Genomic DNA, 20,061 nt, shown 5'->3' with positions numbered 1-20,061 from the left:
CCCTGTTCCGGCAAGTTAAAATAGCGGCACTTTTTTCACCGCCATCCGCCATTTCCACATCGTGCCCGACAAATTCCTCTACGCGCTCGCGCGGCCGCTGCTGTTTTCCCTCAAACCCGAGACCGCCCACCACCTGACGCTGCCGGCGCTGCGCTGCGCCGCGCATTACAGCCTGACCGACATCATCGCCAAGCCGGCCCGCGACCCGCGCACCGTGATGGGCATTGAATTCCCCAATCCGGTCGGCATGGCCGCCGGGCTGGACAAGGACGGCGCCTACATCGACGGCCTGGCCGCGCTGGGATTCGGCTTCATCGAGGTCGGCACGGTCACGCCGCGCGCCCAGCCGGGCAACCCGCTGCCGCGCATGTTCCGCCTGCCGGCGGCCGGCGCGGTGATCAACCGCATGGGCTTCAACAACGGCGGCGTCGACGCCTTCGTGGCCAACGTCCAGGCCTCGCGCTTCTACCAGGAAAAACAGGGCGTGCTCGGCCTGAACATCGGCAAGAATGCCGACACCCCGATCGAGCGCGCCGCAGAGGACTACGTGCATTGCCTGGAAAAGGTCTATCCCTACGCCAGTTATGTGACGGTCAACATCTCTTCCCCCAATACGAAGAACCTGCGCCAGTTGCAGGGCGCTTCCGAGCTGGATGCGCTGTTGTCGCAACTGAAGTCGGCCCAGCGCCGCCTGGCCGACCGCCACGGCCGTTATGTGCCGGTAGCCCTGAAGATCGCGCCGGACATGGATGCCGAACAGGTCAAGAACGTAGCCGACGCGCTGCTGCGGCACCGGATCGACGGCGTCATCGGCACCAACACCACCATCACGCGCGATGCCGTCAACGGCATGCCGCACGGCGATGAAGCCGGCGGCCTGTCGGGCAAGCCGGTGTTCGCCTTGTCCAACAATGTGATCCGCGGCCTGAAGGCCGAACTGGGCGACGCCCTGCCGATCATCGGGGTGGGCGGCATTTTCAGTGGCGCCGATGCGCGCGCCAAGATCGATGCCGGCGCCTCGCTGGTACAGTTCTATACCGGCCTGATCTACCGGGGGCCGGCGCTGGTGCGCGAATGCGCCGAGGCGTTGCGCGCGCCGGTTGCCACGGCGGCAGCGCATCACTGAGCCGCTCCCGACTTTTCCGGCACGAAAAAAAACAGCAGGCGCACGCCTGCTGTTTTGCATTCCGGGAGGCGACGATATCAGTCCTTGGACGCCTCGCGCTTGAGATTCAAAATCCGCCGCGCATTCGCGTCGGATTCGGATTTCTTCTCAAAATCGGTTTTCTCGCAACCGGCCAGCACCACACCGACCGCCAGCGTCAACAACATGGCAACGACACGCATGATATTCCCCTGAAAATTCGGATGAAGCACTCTCGAATAGCTGCCGGGAACCACGCAAACTCCGCGCATCGCGCCCCGGCAGGCGCCATTTTATGCTCAAACGGGATGCCGCGACGCCAAGTGCAAGGAAGATTTTGACGCGGCGGCGGACGCCATTGCCATCCGACCGCTCAACTCAACCCTCCAGCCTGGGGCTGGGCGACGTCATCTCGATCGTGCGCCCGTCATCGGCGCCGCGTGCGCCATATCCCAGGCTGCCCTCCAAGCGGAACACGCTCACCAGCGATGCCAGATCCGCAGCCTGGTCCTGCATCGAACGCGCAGCGGCAGCGGCCTGTTCCACCAGGGCGGCATTTTGCTGCGTGCTCTCGTCCATCAGGGTGATGGCACGATTGATCTCTTCAATGCCGCTGCTCTGTTCCTGGCTGGCGGCAGTGATCTCGGCCACCACGTCGGTCACGCGCCTGACGCTTTCGACCACCTCGGCCATGGTTTGCCCCGCCTGTTCCACCAGGCGGCTGCCGGCGCCGACCTTGTCGACCGAGTCGTCGATCAGCGCCTTGATCTCTTTGGCCGCCGCCGCGGAACGCTGCGCCAGCGAACGCACTTCCGACGCCACCACCGCGAAACCGCGGCCCTGCTCGCCGGCACGGGCCGCTTCCACCGCGGCATTCAATGCCAGGATATTGGTCTGGAACGCGATGCCGTCGATCACGCTGATGATGTCGACGATCTTGCGCGAGGAGTCGTTGATCGAGCTCATGGTCTGCACCACCTGCCCCACCACGCTGCCGCCCTGCACCGCCACGGCCGAAGCCGAATTGGCCAGTTGGTTGGCCTGGCGCGCGTTGTCGGCGTTTTGCTTGACGGTGGAGGTCAGCTCCTCCATCGCCGAGGCGGTCTCCTCCAGCGAACCGGCCTGCTGCTCGGTGCGCGCCGACAGGTCGAGGTTGCCGCTGGCGATCTCGCCGGAGGCATTGGCAATGGTGTCGGTGCCGGTGCGTACCTGGCTGACAATATTGCGCAGGCTGTCATTCATGTCTTTCAAGGCCGCCAGCAACTGTCCGGTTTCGTCCCGGCTTTCGGCCTTGAATTGCGCGCTCAGGTCGCCTTGCGCCACCCGGCGCGAGACGTCGACCGCGGTGCGCAACGGCCTGATGATACTGACCGTGAGCCACCACGAGCACAATATGCCGAAGGCCAGGACCAATATTTCCAGCCCCAGCATCAGCATCTTGCTGCGGGCGGCGATGTCATCGATATCCTGCGCCATGCGGTCGATAGCGTCGCGCTGGATCTGCTGCAGCTTCTGCATCGCATCCAGATAGCGGTTGGCGGCCGGCACGAACACCTGGTCCAGCACGCGGTTGCTCTCGGCCAGGTCGCCAGTGTCCTTGACCTTGTTGATCTCATCGCGGCCGGCGAGATACGCCTTGCGCTCCACCGCAATCTGGGCGAAAGCCGCCCGCTCCTCTTCGCTCTCGATCAAGGGTTCGATCTTGCCCTGGGTCTCGGCCGAGTTCTTGGAAGACGTCGCCGCATCCTGCGCGAAGTATTCGGTCAGCGAAGGATCGGCGCTCTTGGCGATGGCCAAGGTGCGGCGGATCCCCCCGTACAGGTTGGCATACCAGTCCGAAATCAGGCGCTCCTTGGCCAGCGGCTGGCGCATCATTTCATGGGTTGCCTCGGACAACGCCTGCAAGCGCCAGAAGCCGATGCTGGTGATGACGATCGATAGCGCAAGGATCAGGCCGAAACCCAATGCCAAGCGTTTGCCTATCGACATATTGCTGATGATTTTCATGTTCTCTTCCTGGATTTCTTGATGTTGTTCGTATGGTCTCGCTTGCGGTCCGCCAGAGGCCGGCCGCATCATTTATTTATTGCCGATCGGAAAATCCTCACGGGCGATATTAAAAGCCAAAATTGATTGGTCTGACCAGTGAAAAAATTACATACTGGAAAATCTGTGTGCGCCCAAGTCACGTCCGGCAAGGGAATGCCATCCTGAAAACGGGAGAAAAAGCTATTTCCCGGCCGGTCCCCGGGGGACTGGACGCGGGCGGCATTGACATGGCGTTGCGCCGATGAAACGCTTGCCGTACCGACAACTCCTTCTCTGGAGATCCAACGCAACGCTATCGCGGTTTTATAATGGATGGCTTGGGACGGCCGCACCGTCCGCCTGCCGCGAAACCATGTCCGCCAACACAATTTCCATCAACCAGCAGATGGCCCACTTCGAAGGTCGCGACAGCGTCTGGCTGTTCGGCTACGGATCCATCATCTTCAAGGCCGATTTCCCCTTCATCGAACGGCGTCCCGCCCACATCCTCGGCTGGGCGCGCCGCTTCTGGCAGGGTTCGCACGACCATCGCGGCACCGCCGAGGCGCCGGGCCGGGTGGTGACGCTGGTGCCGCAAGCCGATGCGGTCTGCTCCGGCATGGCCTACCTGATCACCCCGGGCGTCTTCGCCCATCTCGACCACCGCGAAAAGAACGGCTACCTGCGTCTGGTAACTGACATCCACTTCGGCGACTCGGAAAAAGCCGAAGGCCTGATCTACATCGCCTCGGAAGAAAACGCCGCCTTCGCCGGCCCCGCCAGCGAAAAGGAAATCGCGCGCCAGATCTTCCGCGCAGCCGGCCCCAGCGGGCGCAACAGCGAATACCTGCTGCTGCTGGCGCAGGCGCTGCGCGAGCTGGGCAGCGACGACACGCATGTCTTCGAGATAGAAAAACACCTGCTGCAACTGGAACGGGAAGCGGCGGCGGCGCATCAGTGCGCGGACGGCAACCGGGCCTGACGTGCTATCGTTGCCGGCTCCAGCAGAAACACCATCAAAAACACAAGGATGAGGAACATGATCAAAGTGCTCGCAGCATGTGCAACCGTGATCGCCCTGGCGGGGTGCGCGTCTCCGGTCGAACGGACCGCCAGCGGGGACATTCCGCCGTCGCGCGTCTATATCAAGAGCATGACGCAACAGGAAAGCGGGCTGAACCGGATCGAGTTCACCCGCGACAGCGGCATGCTCAACAATGAAATGATGGAATTGGCCATCAACGACGTGGTGCTGGCGCAGATCACCGGCGGCGAACGACTGGCGATCTGGCTCAAGCCGGGCAGTTACGTCTTCAGCGTCAAACCGGTCCATACCCTCAATTCGCCCGGGTATACCGACCAGCACAAGATCACGCTGGATGTGAAGAACGGCGCCGCCTACAGGATCCGCATCGCTTCCGATCTGCGCGGCCTGAAAATGAGCCTGGCCGGGCAATAATCCCCTGCTGCGCCGCCAACGTTGGCATGTCGCGCGGATGAAACACCGCGCGGCGATGCTTTTCCGCGGCACATCGCTGCACAGGCTCTTTTCCCCTGCAACGACTTGGCTGCAAGCCATTGATATCAAAGGGTTTTCAGATACCCGGGCATGATGCGCACAGGGCTTCGTCCAGTTATTCAAGAAATCGATAACTGATATTGGGATTCAAAATTGGCCGCTTTTCGATGAAACACATATATTGCAACGCAACAGATCAACTTTTTTGCGGAGCTCATTATGAACATCGTTACCGACTTTCTGCCCTACACCCTGCTGATCGGCGCAATGGTCGCCCGCTACCTGATTTCGATCAAGTAATCAGCTTCCCCGGTTGGCCGGCTCTCCTTGTCCCAAGGAGATGGGGAGTAAAAACGGCAACTCTGAAAAAGCGGTAATTGTCGCATTGCAATGCAGACAATCCGCTTTTTTCTTTTTCATCCCGCCACTCCCTTACCTCTCTATCTTGCCTTCTTATCATTGATATTGATAACAAGGTTTCTTTTCCGTCAGGCAATCCAGGCAATCTTGCTTGCCGTGCCGGCAAGACCGGCGTCGACAGGAAATGACAAGATGGCGTGCCGCCAGGCGCGCGCGCCCTCCCCCCCTGCATCTTGCAAAAGCCTGACGGGCCATTACACTCGCAGGTTTGCAAACCGGAACGAAAGAATACGCATGATGCGTCTTGCCTCCACTGTCGCTGCCATCACGCTGCTGCTGGCGCTGGGCGGCTGCGCCTGCGCGCCGGGCTTCGTCGGATTCGACAGCCGTTGCGCCTTCAGCAATGCCCCCAGCGGACAGCCCTGAGGCCGATGCAGGGGCGCGAAAGCGCCCGAAACCCTCTTTACATGGGTAATTTCCGGTTAATTTCCGAACCCGAGTCTTTAGTCGCTTCAGGCATCCGTTGGCAATTGCGCCAGCCATTGGCGCAGATCGTTTCTGGCCAGCTCCCGGATTTCCGGCGCTTCATTGAATATCTCGTGGTAGGCCGTGCCATACCAATGCATGGTCTTGCGGCCGGCCGGCAAGGCATCGAAAAAGTCGCGGCTGCCGCGCGGGGCGACAAACGCATCGTCGCCCGCTACCTGCATCAGCACCGGCTGCTGGAACCGGCCGGCCGCGCACACGGCCTGCTGCATGGCATCCAGCATGAAATTGAGCATGCGCGGCGCGATCTTGCCGTGATTGAGCGGGTCGCGCCGATAGGCCGCGATTTGTTCGGGATCGTGCGAAATGCGGCTGGCCGGCAATGCGGTGGGCAACGAATAGCCCGGCGCCACCCGGCTCGATAGCGCCAGCAACCACTTCTGCCAAGCCTGCATATCCAGCGCCAATGCCGGCGATGACAACGCCAGCGCGCGCACCGGGCTGAATCCGCCGGTGGCGAAACACGCCGCCACCAGGCCGCCCATGCTGTGGCCGAACAGGATCGGCACGCACTGCGTGCGGCGCGCGAAGTCGTCGAAGCTGAGCTTGAGGTCTTGCAACAGATCGTCGGAACGCGTCAGGCTGCCCAGGCGTCCTCCGGAATTGCCGTGGCCGCGATGGTCGCACACGCGCACCGACATGCCGGATTCATTGAACAAGCGCGCCAGTTCCGCATAACGCCCGCCATGCTCCCCCAGCCCATGCACCATTTGCACCGCCGCCGTCGCGCCGGGCAACAGCCAGTCGCGGCAAAACAGACGGGTGCCGTCGGCGGCCTGCAACCAATGTTCCTGAGGCGCCAACGGCGCCGCCTGCGGCATGCTCATGCTTCTCTCCGTTTCCCGGCCCGCCACGGCGCCGTCATGCATCGTCAAAGCTCAGGGTTCGCGCCGCTCGTCGTAACTGCGGCGCGCCCGCCATATTTCCCGAAGCCGCCGGCTCTGGCGCAAGGCCAACTGGAGCGATGTCGTCCATGACAAGGGACGCGGATGCACCACCGCCCGCAGCGCGCGCGAGTAATCCAGCACCAGTCCCGGCGTCCAGGCCATGGTCTGCGCACGCTTGTGGATCTGGCTGGCCACCCAGATCTCCGGCGTGAACATCATCCTGATCGCATTGAACCAGTGCCGGTCGCGCGCACCGATGACGCCTTCCAGCGCGGCCTCCAATGCCTGCGCCACGGTACTGGAACAATTGCGATAGGTCAGGTTGTAGATTTCCTTCTGGCGATAGCGGCGCCAGAAGCGCTCCAGGCGCTGGCGGCTGTAGTCGCGAAACACGATCTTTTCGGTCGACTCGCACCATGCCGCGGCTTCGCTCGGGTAGTCGCTCAGGTAACGTCCCTTGACGTCGTTATCGGCGGTGGCGCGCAACAGACGGGCGAACTGGTCGGGCGAGCGATCGATCTCTTCGGCCGGATACAGGCTGATGTACAGGTCGGGCGACGCTTCCAGCGCGGCATGGCCGGTGGAGATCACGCCATTGGTATCGACCGCGGCAATGTAGCGGTCGATCACCGGCTGGCGCCGCGCCGGCCCCTTGGCGCTGCCGGTGGGCGTCCACACGTGCACCGTCATGGCAGGCTGATCGCCATCTTGCTCTTGCGGCGAATTTTCCCCTGCGCCGCCCTGCCGGCCGGGGCTTGTTTCCGTGGCTGCCGCCGGCGCTTTCCATCCCTTGCCCAGCACGCCGCCATCGGCTTGCATCAGCATCGGCTTCATCGCTTCGTCGCCGCGATACAGGCCGGCATCGAACGGCCGGCTGTCGGCGCTATTGCGCCGCGCCAGCATGTCGACCGAAACGCGCTGCGGCAGCATGCGCGTGCGCAACGCCAGCCAGATCATGCTCCAGCCGCCGAAGATCAGGCCCAGTGCCAGGCAGAACGGCACCGTGCCCTTATAGTGGGTCGGATACGGCTGGACAAAGATGATGGCGAGAACGATCTGCACGCCGCCGCCGGCGACCGCCGCGCGCCAGCGCGGGAAACGCACCACCAGCGCCGACGTAATCTGCAGCCCGCCGCCGATGGCAAAGGCGGCGCCGAACAGCATGGCCAGCAGCATGTTGTTGGCATGGAATGGCGTAATGATCAACAGCGCGATCAGCAGGAAAATCCCGCCCTTGACGTAGCGCAGGGTTTTCTGCGCGCCGATGCCGCTGTTGGCCACCCAGAGCGTCGCCAGGCTTTCCAGCAACAGCAGGTAGCCGAACAGGGACAACGGGAAATTGAGCACCCCATCCAGGGCATCGATCATCAGCGAAACGCCGATGGCGCCCCAGGCCAGGCCGACGATCGCCAGCACATGCCAATTACGGCGGATGAAATCCGCCCCCAGCAACAACAAGACAAGACGTATCACTCTGTTCCCCGGGGCGTCCGCCCTTCCATTTTTAATGACGCGATTCTGCTGTGTTCAGTACGGCAAGGCAACCCGCCGCCCTTTTCTTCTCCGCGGCAATGGTAGATCAAAACAGCGGGATGGCCGACAATGAAATCATTTTCGCTGCCCGACTGCCGCCACCGATGCCTTTTTCCGTCCTGCTTTCCGCCATCGCCAGCGCCCTGCTGCTTCCGCCGGTCAACTCGCTCCTGCTTTGCGCGGCGGGCTTCTTGCTGCGCCGGCGCATGCGCAAAGCCGGCAATCTGCTGATCTTTCTGGGCGTGGCCATGTTGCTGGTGCTGAGCACGCGCCCCGGCGCCATGCTGCTGGTGCGGCCGCTGGAGAACCAGTATCCGCCGCTGGCGGCGGCAGGCGATGCGCAAGCCATCGTCATCCTGGGTGCCGGGCGCTTGGATAACGCGCCGGAATACGGGAATACCGACGAAGCCAGCCTGATCGGCATGAAACGCCTGCAATACGGCGCCTACCTGCACCGGAAGACCGGGCTGCCGATCCTGGTCACCGGCGGCAATCCCGACGGCTCGCCCGAAAGCGAAGCCGCGCTCATGGCGCGCACCCTGCGCCGCGATCTCGGCGCCGAGGCGCGCTGGCAAGAGCAGCGCTCCAACACCACCTACGACAATGCGGCCATGTCGGCCGCGCTGCTCCAGGCCGCCGGCATCGAACGCATCTTGCTGGTCACCGACGCCATCCACATGCCGCGCTCGGTGCGCGCCTTTGCCGGCGCCGGATTCAAGGTCACGCCGGCCCCCACGGTCTTCACCAGCGCGGCAAGGCCGCTGATCACCGATTATTTCCCTTCCGCATCGAACCTGCAGCTGTCCAGCTACGCCATGCGCGAATGGATCGGACAAGCCTGGTACCAGATCCGCCATTGAGCTTGCCCCGTTTTTCCGGATCCGGCCGGATGCCGCGTCTCATTGCGGCGTTGTTTCCCGCCCCCCAAATTCCTTCCTGTGAAAATAAAGTTCCCTGGATACCGTGCCGATAACAGTGTTACGCTCATCCGTGCTCACCCAGCCCGAACAAGTGAAGCGCAATGGAATTTCCACGGTGCAAAGACGCCGACACAACATCATCAAACCAGGGAGACGTCACCATGAGCCAGCTGTCATTCAATAAAAAACTTTGGCTGCCGCTTGTCCTGAGCCTGGCCGCATTGCTTGCCATCTCGATATTCAGTGCGGTGACCATGCGCAATATCCGGCTGGAGGAACGCAAAAACGACCTCACCAACATCGGCCAGAGCGCTCTCTCGCTGGTCAAAAGCTATGGCGCACAAGCCGACAGCGGCGCACTGAGCAAGGAAGAGGCCCAGAAACGCGCCATCGCCGCCGTCAAGAGCATCCGCTACGGCGCCGATGGTTACTTCTCGATCTCGACCTCCAAACAGATCGTCGTGATGCACCCGATCAAACCCGAGCTTGACGGCAAGGACCTGTCCACACTCAAGGATCCGGCCGGAACCTTCCTGTTCGTGGAAATCTCGAAAGCCGGCGCCGCCCCCGAAGGCGGTTTCGTCAACTACCTGTGGCCCAAGGTAGGCGCAGCCGATCCGGTGCCCAAGACCTCCTTCGTCATCGCCTACAAGCCCTGGGACTGGAACATGACCACCGGCGCCTACACCGATGACATCCATGCCGCCTTCATGCGTACGCTGTGGCAGATAGCCGCGCTGTTTGCCCTGGTGGCGTTGCCGCTGGTGGCGCTGGTGGTCTTCATCAACCGCGGCATCATGCGCACCATCGGCGGCGATCCGGCGCGTGCGGCCGATGTCGCCAACCGCATCGCGCAAGGCGACCTCACGCCCGACATCGAGACCAGGCCGGGTGACACCAGCAGCCTGCTGTTCTCGGTGCGCAGCATGCGCGATTCGCTGCTGTCGACCATCTCCAACATCAAGCTCTCGGCGGACACCATCGCCACCGCCTCCGGCGAAATCGCCAGCGGCAACCTCGACCTGTCCTCGCGCACCGAACAGCAGGCCGGCTCGCTGGAAGAGACCGCCTCGGCGATGGAAGAACTGACCTCCACCGTCAAGCAAAACGCCGACAACGCGCGCCAGGCCAATCAACTGGCAGAGTCGGCCTCGGAAGTGGCGATCCAGGGCGGCAGCGTGGTCGGCCAGGTGGTGCAGACCATGGAAGGCATCACCGAGAGTTCGCGCAAGATCGCCGACATCATCGGCGTGATCGACGGCATCGCCTTCCAGACCAACATCCTGGCGTTGAACGCGGCGGTGGAAGCCGCGCGCGCCGGCGAGCAGGGCCGCGGCTTCGCGGTGGTGGCGTCGGAGGTGCGCTCGCTGGCGCAGCGTTCGGCATCGGCGGCCAAGGAGATCAAGGCGCTGATCGACGACTCGGTGGCCAAGGTCGATACCGGCAGCAAACTGGTCGAGCAGGCCGGCGCGACCATGACCGAGGTGGTCGCCAGCGTCAGGCGCGTAACCGACATCGTCGGCGAGATCAGTTCAGCCAGCCAGGAACAAAGCGCCGGTATCGCCGAAGTGGGCAGCGCCATCTCGCAAATGGATGAAAGCACGCAGCAAAATGCCGCGCTGGTCGAACAGGCTGCCGCCGCGGCGCAGTCGCTGCAGGATCAGGCCTCCACGCTGGCAGGGCTGGTCAACAGCTTCCGCATCGATGCCGCGCAAGCGCACGGCGTCCAGGCCGCACCGGCGCCGGCGGCGGCGCCGCGTCCCAAAGCGCCCGCCCCTGCCGCCATCAAAAAGCCCGCGGCGGCAACCCGGCCGGCCCCGGCAAAGCCCATTGCGGCTGCGGCCGCCAAAACGAACACAGCCGCAGCAGCAAAGCCGGCCACCCAACCCGCCGCGAAATCGCCTTCGCGCCTGCCGACCGGCGACAATGAAGGCGATTGGGAAACGTTCTGACCGGCCCCTGTTGCCAGATCGATATCGCCCGATCTGGCCCCGACAACCTCAGGCCCGCCCAGTGCGGGCTTTTTCATGGAGAAAGCGCTGCCGGGGAACCTGGATTTCAGAAGGTTTTTGAGATTTTTCCCATATAAATGGGAGACCCGGATCGGGAGAATGGCTTCATCGCGCAACCCATTGCGCTTACCGACAAGCCGAACCGATGATGAAACGCCTCCTGAACATGCTGACCCTGGTTGCCGCTGCAAGCGCAGCAAGCCTGTCGCATGCGGCGCCGTCGGTGGAGCTGAAGGTCACCGGCGTGATCCGTCCGGCGGCCTGCACTCCTATCCTGGCCGCCGATGGCGTGGTCGACTATGGCAGCATCTCGGCCGGCGCCTTGCGCCACGGCCAAACCACCGCCCTGCCGGCCCGCCAGATCGCCCTGACCGTGAGCTGCAACGCCGCCGCCAAGATCGCCCTGACCGTCATCGACAACCGCGCTTCCTCGCGCGTGGCCGGCATTACCGACAGCATCCAGGCCGGCAACGCGTACAACTTCGGACTGGGCGCCATGGCCGGCAAGAAGGTCGGCGGCTACGTGCTCTCTTTCCAGGATGGCGCCACCGCGGACGGCCGCAGCGTCACCAGCATCGTCTCCACCGACAACGGCAGCAACTGGAATGCCGGCAGCGGCTACATCCAGCACCAAGGCCAGTATTTCTCCTTCACCGGCAACGGCACGCAACCGGTCGCGCAAAAGGTGCTGTCGACCCTGATCACGGTGAACCCGGTGCTCAACAAGGCCGAAGAACTGCCGCTGGACCAGGACGTGCCGCTGGACGGCTCGGCCACCATCGAAGTGAAATACCTGTAAGAACCCGTTCCCGCTACCGCCGGGCTTGCCATGGCACAACGGCAAGTCCGGCTTTCATGGATTGCCGGCTGCGCAAGGCAATGGCGCGCATGATTGCCATATGCCAAACAATTTCCCTTCTTCTTGCATTTTTTCCCGCACCTTTGAGACGCCCAACAGTCCAAGGGATATTCGTCATAGAATAATCGGGAACGTGCAACGCAATCGGTTTGTACCTACTTTGCTGGCGCCGCACTGAATCTCCGGACATGCCAACAGGGGGGATCGCACTCTGAAAAGGACGCAGCCATGGACCAACCGCCGAAGAACATCTCCGCCTTGATGTGTGAACTCAGCGTGGCCCTGGCCGAGCTGTCGGAAAAGATGAGCAACCTGGCCGTCACGCTGGAAAACCATTACCTGGAATCCAACGCCCCCGAGCCCGCCGCCATGATGGAAGCTGCGCGCGAAACCATCGAGAAAGCGCGCAGCAGCTGAACGCCGGTGCTTTATCGACGCTGCTTTATTCCCCTCTTCCCGCTACCCGCCGGCTACGCCGTATCCCTCCAGAAATCCCCGCCGCGCGCAGCCAGGCGGCTGAAAATGAAATCCGCCACCGCCTGCACCCGCACCAGGTCGCGCGCATCGGCATGCGTGAGCAGCCAGTAGGAGCGCGTGAGTCGGATCTCATCGGGCAAGACCCTGACCAGCTCCGGCTCCCGTCGCGCCAGAAAACACGGCAGCACCCCCAGGCCGACGCCCGCGGCCACCGCCTGCACCTGGCTGATCACATTGGAAATCCGGATGTGCGGCGCCAGCGAGGCCGAAATTTCCCCCAGATAATCCAGCTCGGAAGACCACATCAGGTCTTCGATATAGCCGACCCAGCGGTGCTGCGTCAGTTGGCTGCGGCCGGCGACCTCGCCGTGTTCGGCCAGATAGCTGCGCGCGGCATAGATGCCTAGTTCGTAGTCGTTCAGGCGGCGCGCGATCAGCCGGCCCTGTTCCGGCCGCGTCATGCTCACTGCGATGTCGGCCTCCCGCTTGGAAAGGCTGAACATGCGCGGATTGGCCACCAGCTCCACTTCCAGCTCGGGATGCAGGCGCGCCAGTTCCTTCAGTTCAGGCGCCAGGAAATAGGTGCCCCATGCTTCCGGCGTGCCGATGCGCACCGACCCGGTCAGCCCCTGGGCCGCATCGTCCTGGCGCGAACGGATACAGATTGCCAGGTTTTCCATCGCCTCGGCATCCGGCACCAGGCGCTCGCCTTCGGCGGTCAACGCATAACCGGCCGCGCGGCGGTCGAACAGCGTGGCCCCGATCGCCTGCTCCAGCCCGGCAATGCGCCGGCTCAGCGTGGAATGGTCCACCCCCAGCTTGCGCGCGGCCACCGTCAGGCGTCCGGTGCGCACCACCGCGAGGAAGGCTTGCAGGTCATCCCAGTCGAATTTCCTCATCGTTGAGCCCTGTTGGATATGCGATTTATTGCACGACAAATGTGCAAATTTCGACATTTACGCGTGAAAACCCCAATGCTACTCTTTTCGCTACAACGATGGCCGGATAGCGACAAACGGATAACGGCAAACGCACCGGCCCCGCGGGTTTTACACATCAACGCGAGGAGACGGCATGGCAACGATGTTCAATCAACTCAAGGCGCTGGCCGAACAAGGCAAGCCGGTGCGGGTGGGCCTGATCGGGGCCGGCAAGTTCGGATCGATGTTCCTGTCGCAGGTGCCGCGCACGCCGGGCGTGCACCTGCTGGGCATTGCCGACCTGTCGCCGCAGCGCGCGCAGCAATCGCTGCAGCGGGTCGGCTGGAAAGCCGAGCAATATGCCGCGCGTTCGTGGGACGAGGCGCTGCGGCACGGCAGCACCTTCGTACAGGACGACGCCGAGGCGCTGATTGCGCGGCCCGAGCTGGACATCGTGATCGACGCCACCGGCAGCCCGGCCGCCGGCATCCGCCACACGCTGCTGTGCTGCCAGCACAAGAAGCACATCATCATGGTCAACGTCGAGGCCGATGCGCTGGCCGGCCCGCTGCTGGCGCGGCGTGCGGCCGAAGCCGGCATCATCTACTCGATGGCCTACGGCGACCAGCCGGCGCTGATCGCCGAGATGGTGGACTGGGCGCGCACCTCCGGTTTCGAGGTGGTCTGCGCCGGCAAGGGCACCAAGTACCTGCCGGTCTATCACCAGTCCACCCCGGACACGGTATGGGGCCACTACGGCTTCAGCGAAGCACAGGTGGCCGGCGGCGACTTCAACCCGCAGATGTTCAACTCCTTCCTCGACGGCACCAAATCGGCGCTGGAGATGGCCGCCGTCTCCAACGCCTGCGGCCTGCGCCCGGCCGACGCCGGCCTGGCCTTCCCGCCCTGCGGCGTGGACGACCTGCCGACCATCCTGCGTCCGCAAGCGGCCGGCGGCATCCTGCCGCACTCGGGCACGGTGGAAGTGGTGTCCTCGCTGGAACGCGACGGCCGTCCGGTGTTCCGCGACCTGCGCTGGGGCGTCTACGTTACCTTCGAAGCGCCCACCGACTACGTGCGCGACTGTTTCGCCCAATACGGCCTGAAGACCGACGCCAGCGGCCGCTTCGCCTCGATGTACAAACCCTATCATCTGATCGGCCTGGAACTGGGCTACTCGGTCGCCAGCATCGCGGTGCGCGGCCAGCCGACCGGCGACACGCGGGGATTCGCAGGCGACACGGTGGCCGTCGCCAAGCGCGACCTCAAGCCGGGCGAAAAACTCGATGGCGAAGGCGGCTACATGGTCTACGGCAAGCTGATGCCGGCCGCCGCCTCGCTCAACCACGAGGCGCTGCCCATCGGGCTGGCGCATGGCATCGTGCTGCAGCGGCCGGTGGCCGCCGGCCAGACGGTGAGCTGGGCGGACGTGGCCATCGACGCTTCGCGCGAGGCGATCAGGGTGCGGCGCGAGATGGAAGATATCTTCCGCAAGGAAATGGGCTTGCGCGAACCGCGCAAGGAAAAGGCGGCCTGATTCCTCAGCAAACGCCCGATGCGCACAGGATCACAACAACCACAGCCCCGCCAGCACCGGCGCCGCATACGCCAGCCAGCGCGAAAACACCGGAACGCGCGCCGGCGCATACGTCAGCGACAGCACCTGCAGCACACCCGCCATGCTCAGGAAACCGATGCAACCGACCGGCCCGATGGTCCAGCCCAGCATCGCCACCGCCACCGCGCAAGTCAAGGCGATGCCCAGTGCCCCCAACCAGCGCAGGCGCCTGCGCTGCGCGACGCCGGGTTCGGCGCCGCGGCCGTGGATATCCGCGTAATGGCGATCCATCGCCATGGACAAGGCGCTCCAGGCGCAATAACCGAGCGCCATCGCCAGCGCTACACCGAAGGGATTCATGCCGCCTCCTTGAGCTTGCCCGGCTCGGTCCTGGCGCCGGCCGCAGCGGCCTTGTCCTGTTTCTTTTCGCGCTTGCCGAGCGCGCGCACCGCCAGCGCCAGCGCGCTGCCCAGCAGCAGCACAGTGATGTCGAAGCCGGCTACCGGCCACGGGCCGCGCCCCAGCAACAACGTCACGCCCAGATGGGAGTGCGTGGTGAAGACGTTGAGGATGGGGATGCCGATGAACATCGCCGCCGCCACCGACAACTGGAAGCGCCACATGCCCATCGTCGGGCGGATCTGCGCCAGCACGGCAGCGGCGGCCCAGGCCGCGAAGAAGCAGGCGATCTCCATCTGCGGCCGCTGCGGCAAGCCGACCGGCAGCAGGCGGTTGGCCCAGAAATAGGCGGCGAAGGCGATCGGCAAACCGGCGATGGCGCCGATGTTGAGGGCATCGACCAGGCGCAGCCCGAACGTGCGGCGCGCACCCTGCGCCAGGGCCTTGGCCTGCTTCTGGCGCGTCTTGACCGCCCACAGCAGCGCGCCGCTGGCGACCATCACGCAGCCGGCCAAGCCGCACAGGAAGAACAGCACGCGCAGCCACGGGTCGGCGAAATGCCCCATATGCAGTCCGTACAGCGCGCCGCGCGTGACTGCCGCGGCGCTGGGGTCGTCGCCCATGGCCGAGACCTGCGCACCGGAGACGCCGTTGAACAGCATGCCCGGCTGCAGGTAAGACAGGGTGCGCGTTTTCTGGCGGGTGACGACGATGGTGGCGTTGGCGTCGCCCGGATTGTTGACCACGATAGTGGCCGGCGGCGCACCATTCCAATGCCGGCTGGCCTGTTCGAGGATCGGCGCCATCGCTGCCAGCGGCGCCGCCACGCCAGCCGGCTTGGCGCGCCCGGCGCCGACCGGGAAGACCTCTTCGAAGAAAGCGGATTCGCCTCCCTTGTCCCGATAAGCGGCCTGGACACCCCACGGCATGATCATGAACATCAGCGTGACCAGCCCGGTATAGGTGATCATCAGGTGGAACGGCAAGGCCAGCACGGCGGTGGCATTGTGCGCGTCCAGCCAGGAACGTTGTCCCTTGCCCGGACGGAAGGTGAAGAAATCCTTGAAGATGCGCTTGTGCGTGATGACGCCGCTGATGATCGCCACCAGCATGAACATCGCGCAGACGCTGACGATCCAGCGCGCCCAGATGGCAGGCATGTAGTGCAGGTCGAAATGCAGGCGGTAGAGGAACTCGCCGCCACGGGTCTCGCGCACGGCGGCCATCTTCTGGCCGCTGGCGGGATCGAGGAGTTCGCTCCTGAAGCGGCTGCGCGGCGTGTCCTTGGCGCCATTGCCGGACGGCGGACCGATCCAGCCTGCCCGTATGGCGCTGCTGCGTTCGGACGGCAGGCTGATGAACCAGCGCTCGGCGTGCGGCGCCTGTTTCTCCAGATACGCTACCGCATGCTGCAAGGCCACCGCCGGCGCCACCGGATCACGTGCGCCGGCATGCAGTTCCGGCTTCATCCAGAACGTGATCTCGTCCTTGAAATAACTGGCGGCGCCGCCGGCGAACACCAGCAGCAATACCCAGCACACCAACAAGCCGCTCCAGGTATGCAACCATGCCATCGACTGGCGAAAACCTTCCCTCATGACGCGCCCCGGCCCAGCCAGTATGCCGCCGCCAGCGCCAGCGTCGGCCAGCCCAGGCCGATCCAGGCGCGCCAGGCGTCGCGCGCGGCGAACACCCAGATCACGGCGCAGGCATGGATGGAAAATGACAGCATGGTAGCCGTCATCACGGCATCGGCCCGCGCCATCGGCAGCCACGCGGCCAGCAATGCTGTGCACAGGCCGGCCAGCGCATAACCGCCGCCAATGGCGGCGGCTATGCGCGAAAGAACGGCCAGGCGGTACCGCATCGTCGGGCCGGATTGCGTCGTTGATTTCATGATGTTCGCTTGCTTGCTGCGATTGCTTGATTACTTGATTGCCTGATTACTTGTTGGGCTTGGCCGCGGGGCCTGCCGGCAGCGCCTTGATGCCCTTGGGCTGCACCAGCGACAGCGTGGTCACGAAGCTGGCCGTATCGAAGGCCTTGCCGTCGCGCTCGCCGCTCACCTTGTCGGTGTGGTGCACCTCGGCCACGTAGGCGCCTTGCCACGGCATGTCGAAATGCACCAGCCCCTGTTCGTTCGAATAGGCTTCCTTCATCCAGCCCGATTGCACCACCAGGCCGACCTTGGCCTTGGGCAGCGGCGCGTTCTTGTAGGTCACCTTGAATTCGCCCGGCTTGCCGGTGGGCAGCAGGTCCAGCGTCAGGCGCGGCTCCTGCGCCGCATTGGACGTTACCAGGCGCGCCGCCGGGGTCCAGGCAGTGAGGGTCGGCGTGCCGCCGCCATGCTTGTTTTCGAACACCGGGTAATGCGCTTCTTCCGCCACGATGGACTCGCCGCTGCCGGCCTTGGCCGACAAATCGAAGGCATTGGACTGCTTGCTCAACGCCAGCGTACGGTCGCCGTTGGGGCTGATCAGCACGGCGCTCGGGCTCACGAACTTGTCGAGCAGGCCGGGCGAGGCTTCACGCAGGTTTTCGCCGAACTCGCCGAAATAGAGCCGCGCGCCCTTGGCGTCCTGCTGCAGCCAGATCTGGTGCGCGGCGGCCGGCACTGCCAGCACGAGGGTGGAAAACAGGCTCGATACGATTGCCAGACGCTTCATGAACTTATTCCTTTCGAAGTTTTCGATGTTAGTTTTCTGGTCACACGCTGGATGAGGTTCAGCCAGGGAAACGGCACACGCATGCGACGGACATGAATGTCCGTACGTACGGATGCCGTTTCGTTTGGCGCGAATCGGATTGCCCCAGGAGGCGCTTCTGCTGGAAGGGATGTTCTGTGCGGGCCAGGCTGCCGATGCATTGACGGCGGCCATGACTGGCGATGCAGCGAGGGCGGATGGATGCGGCAAGCGCCTTGCATCGGCCTTGAATCGCATCCGGTTGATATGCCGGGCCCTCGCCTGCACGGTTGTCGAACTGCCGACCGTTTCCCGATGGCTGGCGTTCCTGCACCGCTGGCGGCACTCACCGATGGCCGGGCGGAACGCTCTGTTTTTCACTCTATTAATCACTCTCTCATTTTGAGAATGATTATCATTATATTACCTGAGTGCGCTTCGGACAAGGAAAACGGCAAGCACGCTCTGGACGCCCTGCAGCGAGGTTCGCAGCATGAGCTTACGTCCGGTGCCTGCCGAAGGAGAAAAGACCAGGCGTTGATCAGTTTCCGATGCAATTCGACATAGTCAGTGCTGAATTAAGAAATTGGCATATTTCTGTTTGTCAGACGCATAGCAACTACAGGCTTCTGCTTCAAGCCCCTTGCGGTCAAGCACCATCAGATGCCCGCGGCGATACTCGATGAGCCCCTCTCTTTGCATCGTGGCTGCCGCAGTGGTGATGCCGACGCGACGTACCCCCAGCATAAAAGCAAGAAATTCATGGGTGACATGCAAATGGTCCGAACGTACCCGGTCCTGGGTCATGAGCAGCCAACGCGCCAGACGCTGACTTAGCACATGAAAACGCAGGCAGGCGGCCGACACCACCAATTGCGCCATCAGCACATACAGGTAAGCGTGCATGCCGCGGCGCAATGCAGGGCTACGCTCCAGCTCATGCTGGAACAAGACTATCTCTGTACGCCATGCATTGCCGGCGCCTTGCACAAGTGAATACAGCGGGGCAGTATTGATGCCCAGCACTGCCTGCACCCCGAGCATCCCCTCCTGCCCTACCATGCCGACCTCCACGCCCGGGCTGCCATCGATCATGGCCACCAGGGAGATGAACCCATCGGTAGGGAAATAAACATGGCGCGTCGCCCCGCCCGGTTCGCTGAGGATAGCCGACGGCTCCAATGCAATGGAGTCGCTCATCGCCAGAAGATGATGGCGCTCCTTGCGCGGTAGTCTTTCGATCAGATGATTCTCGTGGGGGGACAAGCGGGTTCTCCTTTGCTGTTTTCCATCTGCGCGCCGCCAATAGGAGCCATCAACGGACCGGCCTGTCATGACGCCTGCTTTGAAGGCAATAGTCTCTCATATTCTTTCTTGACGACAGCGTAGCATTCGCACGTACGCTGCTCCAGCCCCGCCCTGTCCAATACCGTAATGTGGCCCCTTGCGTATCGGATCAGCCCGGCGCGCTGCAATTTCAATGCGCCCTCGGTGACGCCTTCACGCCGCACCCCCAGCATGTTCGCAATGAGCTCCTGCGTCATGATCAATTCATTATTATCGAGACGATCCAGGCTCAACAATAGCCAGCGGCATAGCTGCTGGTCCAATGAGTGGTGGCGGTTACATACCGCGGTCTGGGACATCTGGGTAATCAATGCCTGGGTATAGCGCAAAAGCAGGTGCAATACCGGCCCGGAGCGGTCGAACTCTTCCTTCATTACCTGCCCGCGCAGCCTGAAGCCCTTTCCCGCGCTTTGGACCACAGCCCGGCTTAAAGTCGATTCGCCGCCCATGAAAAGCGATATGCCGACAATGCCCTCATTTCCGACCACCGCAATCTCCGCGGAAGAGCCGTCTTCCAGCACATAGAGCAACGACACGATGGAAGAGATCGGGAAGTAAACATAATGCAGGTTATCTCCGGATTCGTGCAGCACCTGCCCTAATGGCATATCCACCAATTCAAGCTGCGTCAGCCATCGCCGTAGTTCTGCCTCCGGCAATGCCGCCAGCAGGCCATTTTTTGCAATGCCGGTGTCAGTGATTGAAATCATCGCGCCATTTCCCCTACAGTCATTGATCTGCCTACTGTTTCCCTATGCATGAGGTAGTTTTTCAGTATAGGACTCCGGAAGAGAAAGTTATGTTCGGTATCGAACATATCGCATCACCCGACATGGCGACTCCTCCTCTGCGTTGCTTGGGTGCTCCA

At 63.2% G+C, this 20,061-nt stretch carries 20 protein-coding genes; 9 read left to right on the top strand and 11 right to left on the bottom strand.

Going from position 1 to position 20,061, the window contains the following annotated elements; translation table 11 throughout:
• The first annotated feature begins 61 nt into the window (after positions 1 to 61).
• Complete coding sequence (locus tag FB598_RS04065; RefSeq protein WP_141913094.1) at positions 62 to 1,126, top strand: quinone-dependent dihydroorotate dehydrogenase; 1,065 nt, start codon at positions 62 to 64, stop codon at positions 1,124 to 1,126.
• Positions 1,127 to 1,203: 77 nt separating this feature from the next.
• On the opposite strand, the gene FB598_RS20660 is transcribed toward FB598_RS04065, so the two are convergent.
• Together FB598_RS20660 and FB598_RS04060 are read right to left on the bottom strand one after the other, a co-directional pair.
• The gene (locus FB598_RS20660; RefSeq protein WP_183405810.1) at positions 1,204 to 1,347 is read right to left on the bottom strand and encodes a hypothetical protein; all 144 of its coding nucleotides are present in this window, start codon (positions 1,345 to 1,347) and stop codon (positions 1,204 to 1,206) included.
• A gap of 175 nt (positions 1,348 to 1,522) precedes the next feature.
• A complete protein-coding gene (locus tag FB598_RS04060) occupies positions 1,523 to 3,151 on the bottom strand; it encodes a methyl-accepting chemotaxis protein (RefSeq protein WP_141913093.1) in 1,629 nt (542 codons plus the stop codon).
• Positions 3,152 to 3,545: 394 nt separating this feature from the next.
• Here FB598_RS04060 and FB598_RS04055 point away from each other — a divergent pair, with 394 nt between their 5' ends.
• From FB598_RS04055 to FB598_RS20865, 3 genes are all read left to right on the top strand, one after another.
• Complete coding sequence (locus FB598_RS04055; RefSeq protein WP_141913092.1) at positions 3,546 to 4,154, top strand: gamma-glutamylcyclotransferase; 609 nt, start codon at positions 3,546 to 3,548, stop codon at positions 4,152 to 4,154.
• 57 nt (positions 4,155 to 4,211) lie between these two features.
• Positions 4,212 to 4,631: an NAD-GH domain containing protein gene (locus FB598_RS04050; protein ID WP_183405809.1), complete on the top strand. Its 420-nt coding sequence runs from the start codon at positions 4,212 to 4,214 to the stop codon at positions 4,629 to 4,631.
• A gap of 714 nt (positions 4,632 to 5,345) precedes the next feature.
• Positions 5,346 to 5,477, top strand: a complete 132-nt coding sequence (locus FB598_RS20865; protein WP_255463968.1) for a hypothetical protein — start codon at positions 5,346 to 5,348, stop codon at positions 5,475 to 5,477.
• Positions 5,478 to 5,563: 86 nt separating this feature from the next.
• Here the strand turns inward: FB598_RS20865 and FB598_RS04045 are convergent, their stop codons facing one another.
• Both FB598_RS04045 and FB598_RS04040 read right to left on the bottom strand, forming a co-directional pair.
• Positions 5,564 to 6,418 (bottom strand): alpha/beta hydrolase, encoded by an 855-nt coding sequence (locus FB598_RS04045; RefSeq protein ID WP_141913353.1) that lies wholly within the window; start codon positions 6,416 to 6,418, stop codon positions 5,564 to 5,566.
• A gap of 57 nt (positions 6,419 to 6,475) precedes the next feature.
• Positions 6,476 to 7,957 (bottom strand): HdeD family acid-resistance protein, encoded by a 1,482-nt coding sequence (locus FB598_RS04040; RefSeq protein WP_221628546.1) that lies wholly within the window; start codon positions 7,955 to 7,957, stop codon positions 6,476 to 6,478.
• 164 nt (positions 7,958 to 8,121) lie between these two features.
• Between FB598_RS04040 and FB598_RS04035 the strand changes: the two genes are divergently transcribed.
• From FB598_RS04035 to FB598_RS04020, 4 genes are all read left to right on the top strand, one after another.
• Positions 8,122 to 8,877 carry a YdcF family protein gene (locus tag FB598_RS04035; RefSeq protein ID WP_141913089.1) on the top strand — a complete coding sequence of 252 codons (756 nt, stop codon included), beginning with the start codon at positions 8,122 to 8,124 and terminating at the stop codon, positions 8,875 to 8,877.
• A gap of 221 nt (positions 8,878 to 9,098) precedes the next feature.
• Positions 9,099 to 10,889, top strand: a complete 1,791-nt coding sequence (locus FB598_RS04030; RefSeq protein ID WP_141913088.1) for a methyl-accepting chemotaxis protein — start codon at positions 9,099 to 9,101, stop codon at positions 10,887 to 10,889.
• A 205-nt stretch (positions 10,890 to 11,094) separates the two neighbouring features.
• Positions 11,095 to 11,748 (top strand): DUF1120 domain-containing protein, encoded by a 654-nt coding sequence (locus FB598_RS04025; RefSeq protein ID WP_141913087.1) that lies wholly within the window; start codon positions 11,095 to 11,097, stop codon positions 11,746 to 11,748.
• Between the two features lie 288 nt (positions 11,749 to 12,036).
• On the top strand, positions 12,037 to 12,225 hold the full coding sequence (locus FB598_RS04020; protein ID WP_141913086.1) for a hypothetical protein: 189 nt from the start codon (positions 12,037 to 12,039) through the stop codon (positions 12,223 to 12,225).
• A 53-nt stretch (positions 12,226 to 12,278) separates the two neighbouring features.
• On the opposite strand, the gene FB598_RS04015 is transcribed toward FB598_RS04020, so the two are convergent.
• A complete protein-coding gene (locus FB598_RS04015; protein WP_141913085.1) occupies positions 12,279 to 13,184 on the bottom strand; it encodes a LysR family transcriptional regulator in 906 nt (301 codons plus the stop codon).
• A 175-nt stretch (positions 13,185 to 13,359) separates the two neighbouring features.
• Here FB598_RS04015 and FB598_RS04010 point away from each other — a divergent pair, with 175 nt between their 5' ends.
• Complete coding sequence (locus tag FB598_RS04010; RefSeq protein WP_183405807.1) at positions 13,360 to 14,742, top strand: NAD(P)H-dependent oxidoreductase; 1,383 nt, start codon at positions 13,360 to 13,362, stop codon at positions 14,740 to 14,742.
• A gap of 30 nt (positions 14,743 to 14,772) precedes the next feature.
• Here the strand turns inward: FB598_RS04010 and FB598_RS04005 are convergent, their stop codons facing one another.
• From FB598_RS04005 to FB598_RS03980, 6 genes are all read right to left on the bottom strand, one after another.
• On the bottom strand, positions 14,773 to 15,123 hold the full coding sequence (locus FB598_RS04005; protein ID WP_141913084.1) for a DUF3325 domain-containing protein: 351 nt from the start codon (positions 15,121 to 15,123) through the stop codon (positions 14,773 to 14,775).
• Entirely contained in the window at positions 15,120 to 16,760 is a 1,641-nt protein-coding gene (locus tag FB598_RS04000) for a PepSY domain-containing protein (protein WP_141913083.1), read from the bottom strand. The genes FB598_RS04005 and FB598_RS04000 overlap by 4 nt, the downstream gene beginning before the upstream one ends.
• On the bottom strand, positions 16,757 to 17,059 hold the full coding sequence (locus FB598_RS03995; protein ID WP_141913082.1) for a DUF3649 domain-containing protein: 303 nt from the start codon (positions 17,057 to 17,059) through the stop codon (positions 16,757 to 16,759). The genes FB598_RS04000 and FB598_RS03995 overlap by 4 nt, the downstream gene beginning before the upstream one ends.
• Before the next feature lie 46 nt (positions 17,060 to 17,105).
• A complete protein-coding gene (locus tag FB598_RS03990) occupies positions 17,106 to 17,828 on the bottom strand; it encodes a DUF4198 domain-containing protein (RefSeq protein ID WP_141913081.1) in 723 nt (240 codons plus the stop codon).
• A 585-nt stretch (positions 17,829 to 18,413) separates the two neighbouring features.
• A complete protein-coding gene (locus tag FB598_RS03985) occupies positions 18,414 to 19,112 on the bottom strand; it encodes a Crp/Fnr family transcriptional regulator (RefSeq protein WP_221292361.1) in 699 nt (232 codons plus the stop codon).
• Positions 19,113 to 19,177: 65 nt separating this feature from the next.
• Positions 19,178 to 19,903: a Crp/Fnr family transcriptional regulator gene (locus FB598_RS03980; RefSeq protein ID WP_183405806.1), complete on the bottom strand. Its 726-nt coding sequence runs from the start codon at positions 19,901 to 19,903 to the stop codon at positions 19,178 to 19,180.
• Between the last annotated feature and the right edge of the window lie 158 nt (positions 19,904 to 20,061).

It is taken from the genome of Herbaspirillum sp. SJZ106 (assembly GCF_006715495.1).
Taxonomy (GTDB): domain Bacteria; phylum Pseudomonadota; class Gammaproteobacteria; order Burkholderiales; family Burkholderiaceae_D; genus Herbaspirillum.
The sequence above is the reverse complement of the archived record's forward strand: the minus strand, read 5'-3'. Positions and strand labels throughout refer to the sequence as shown.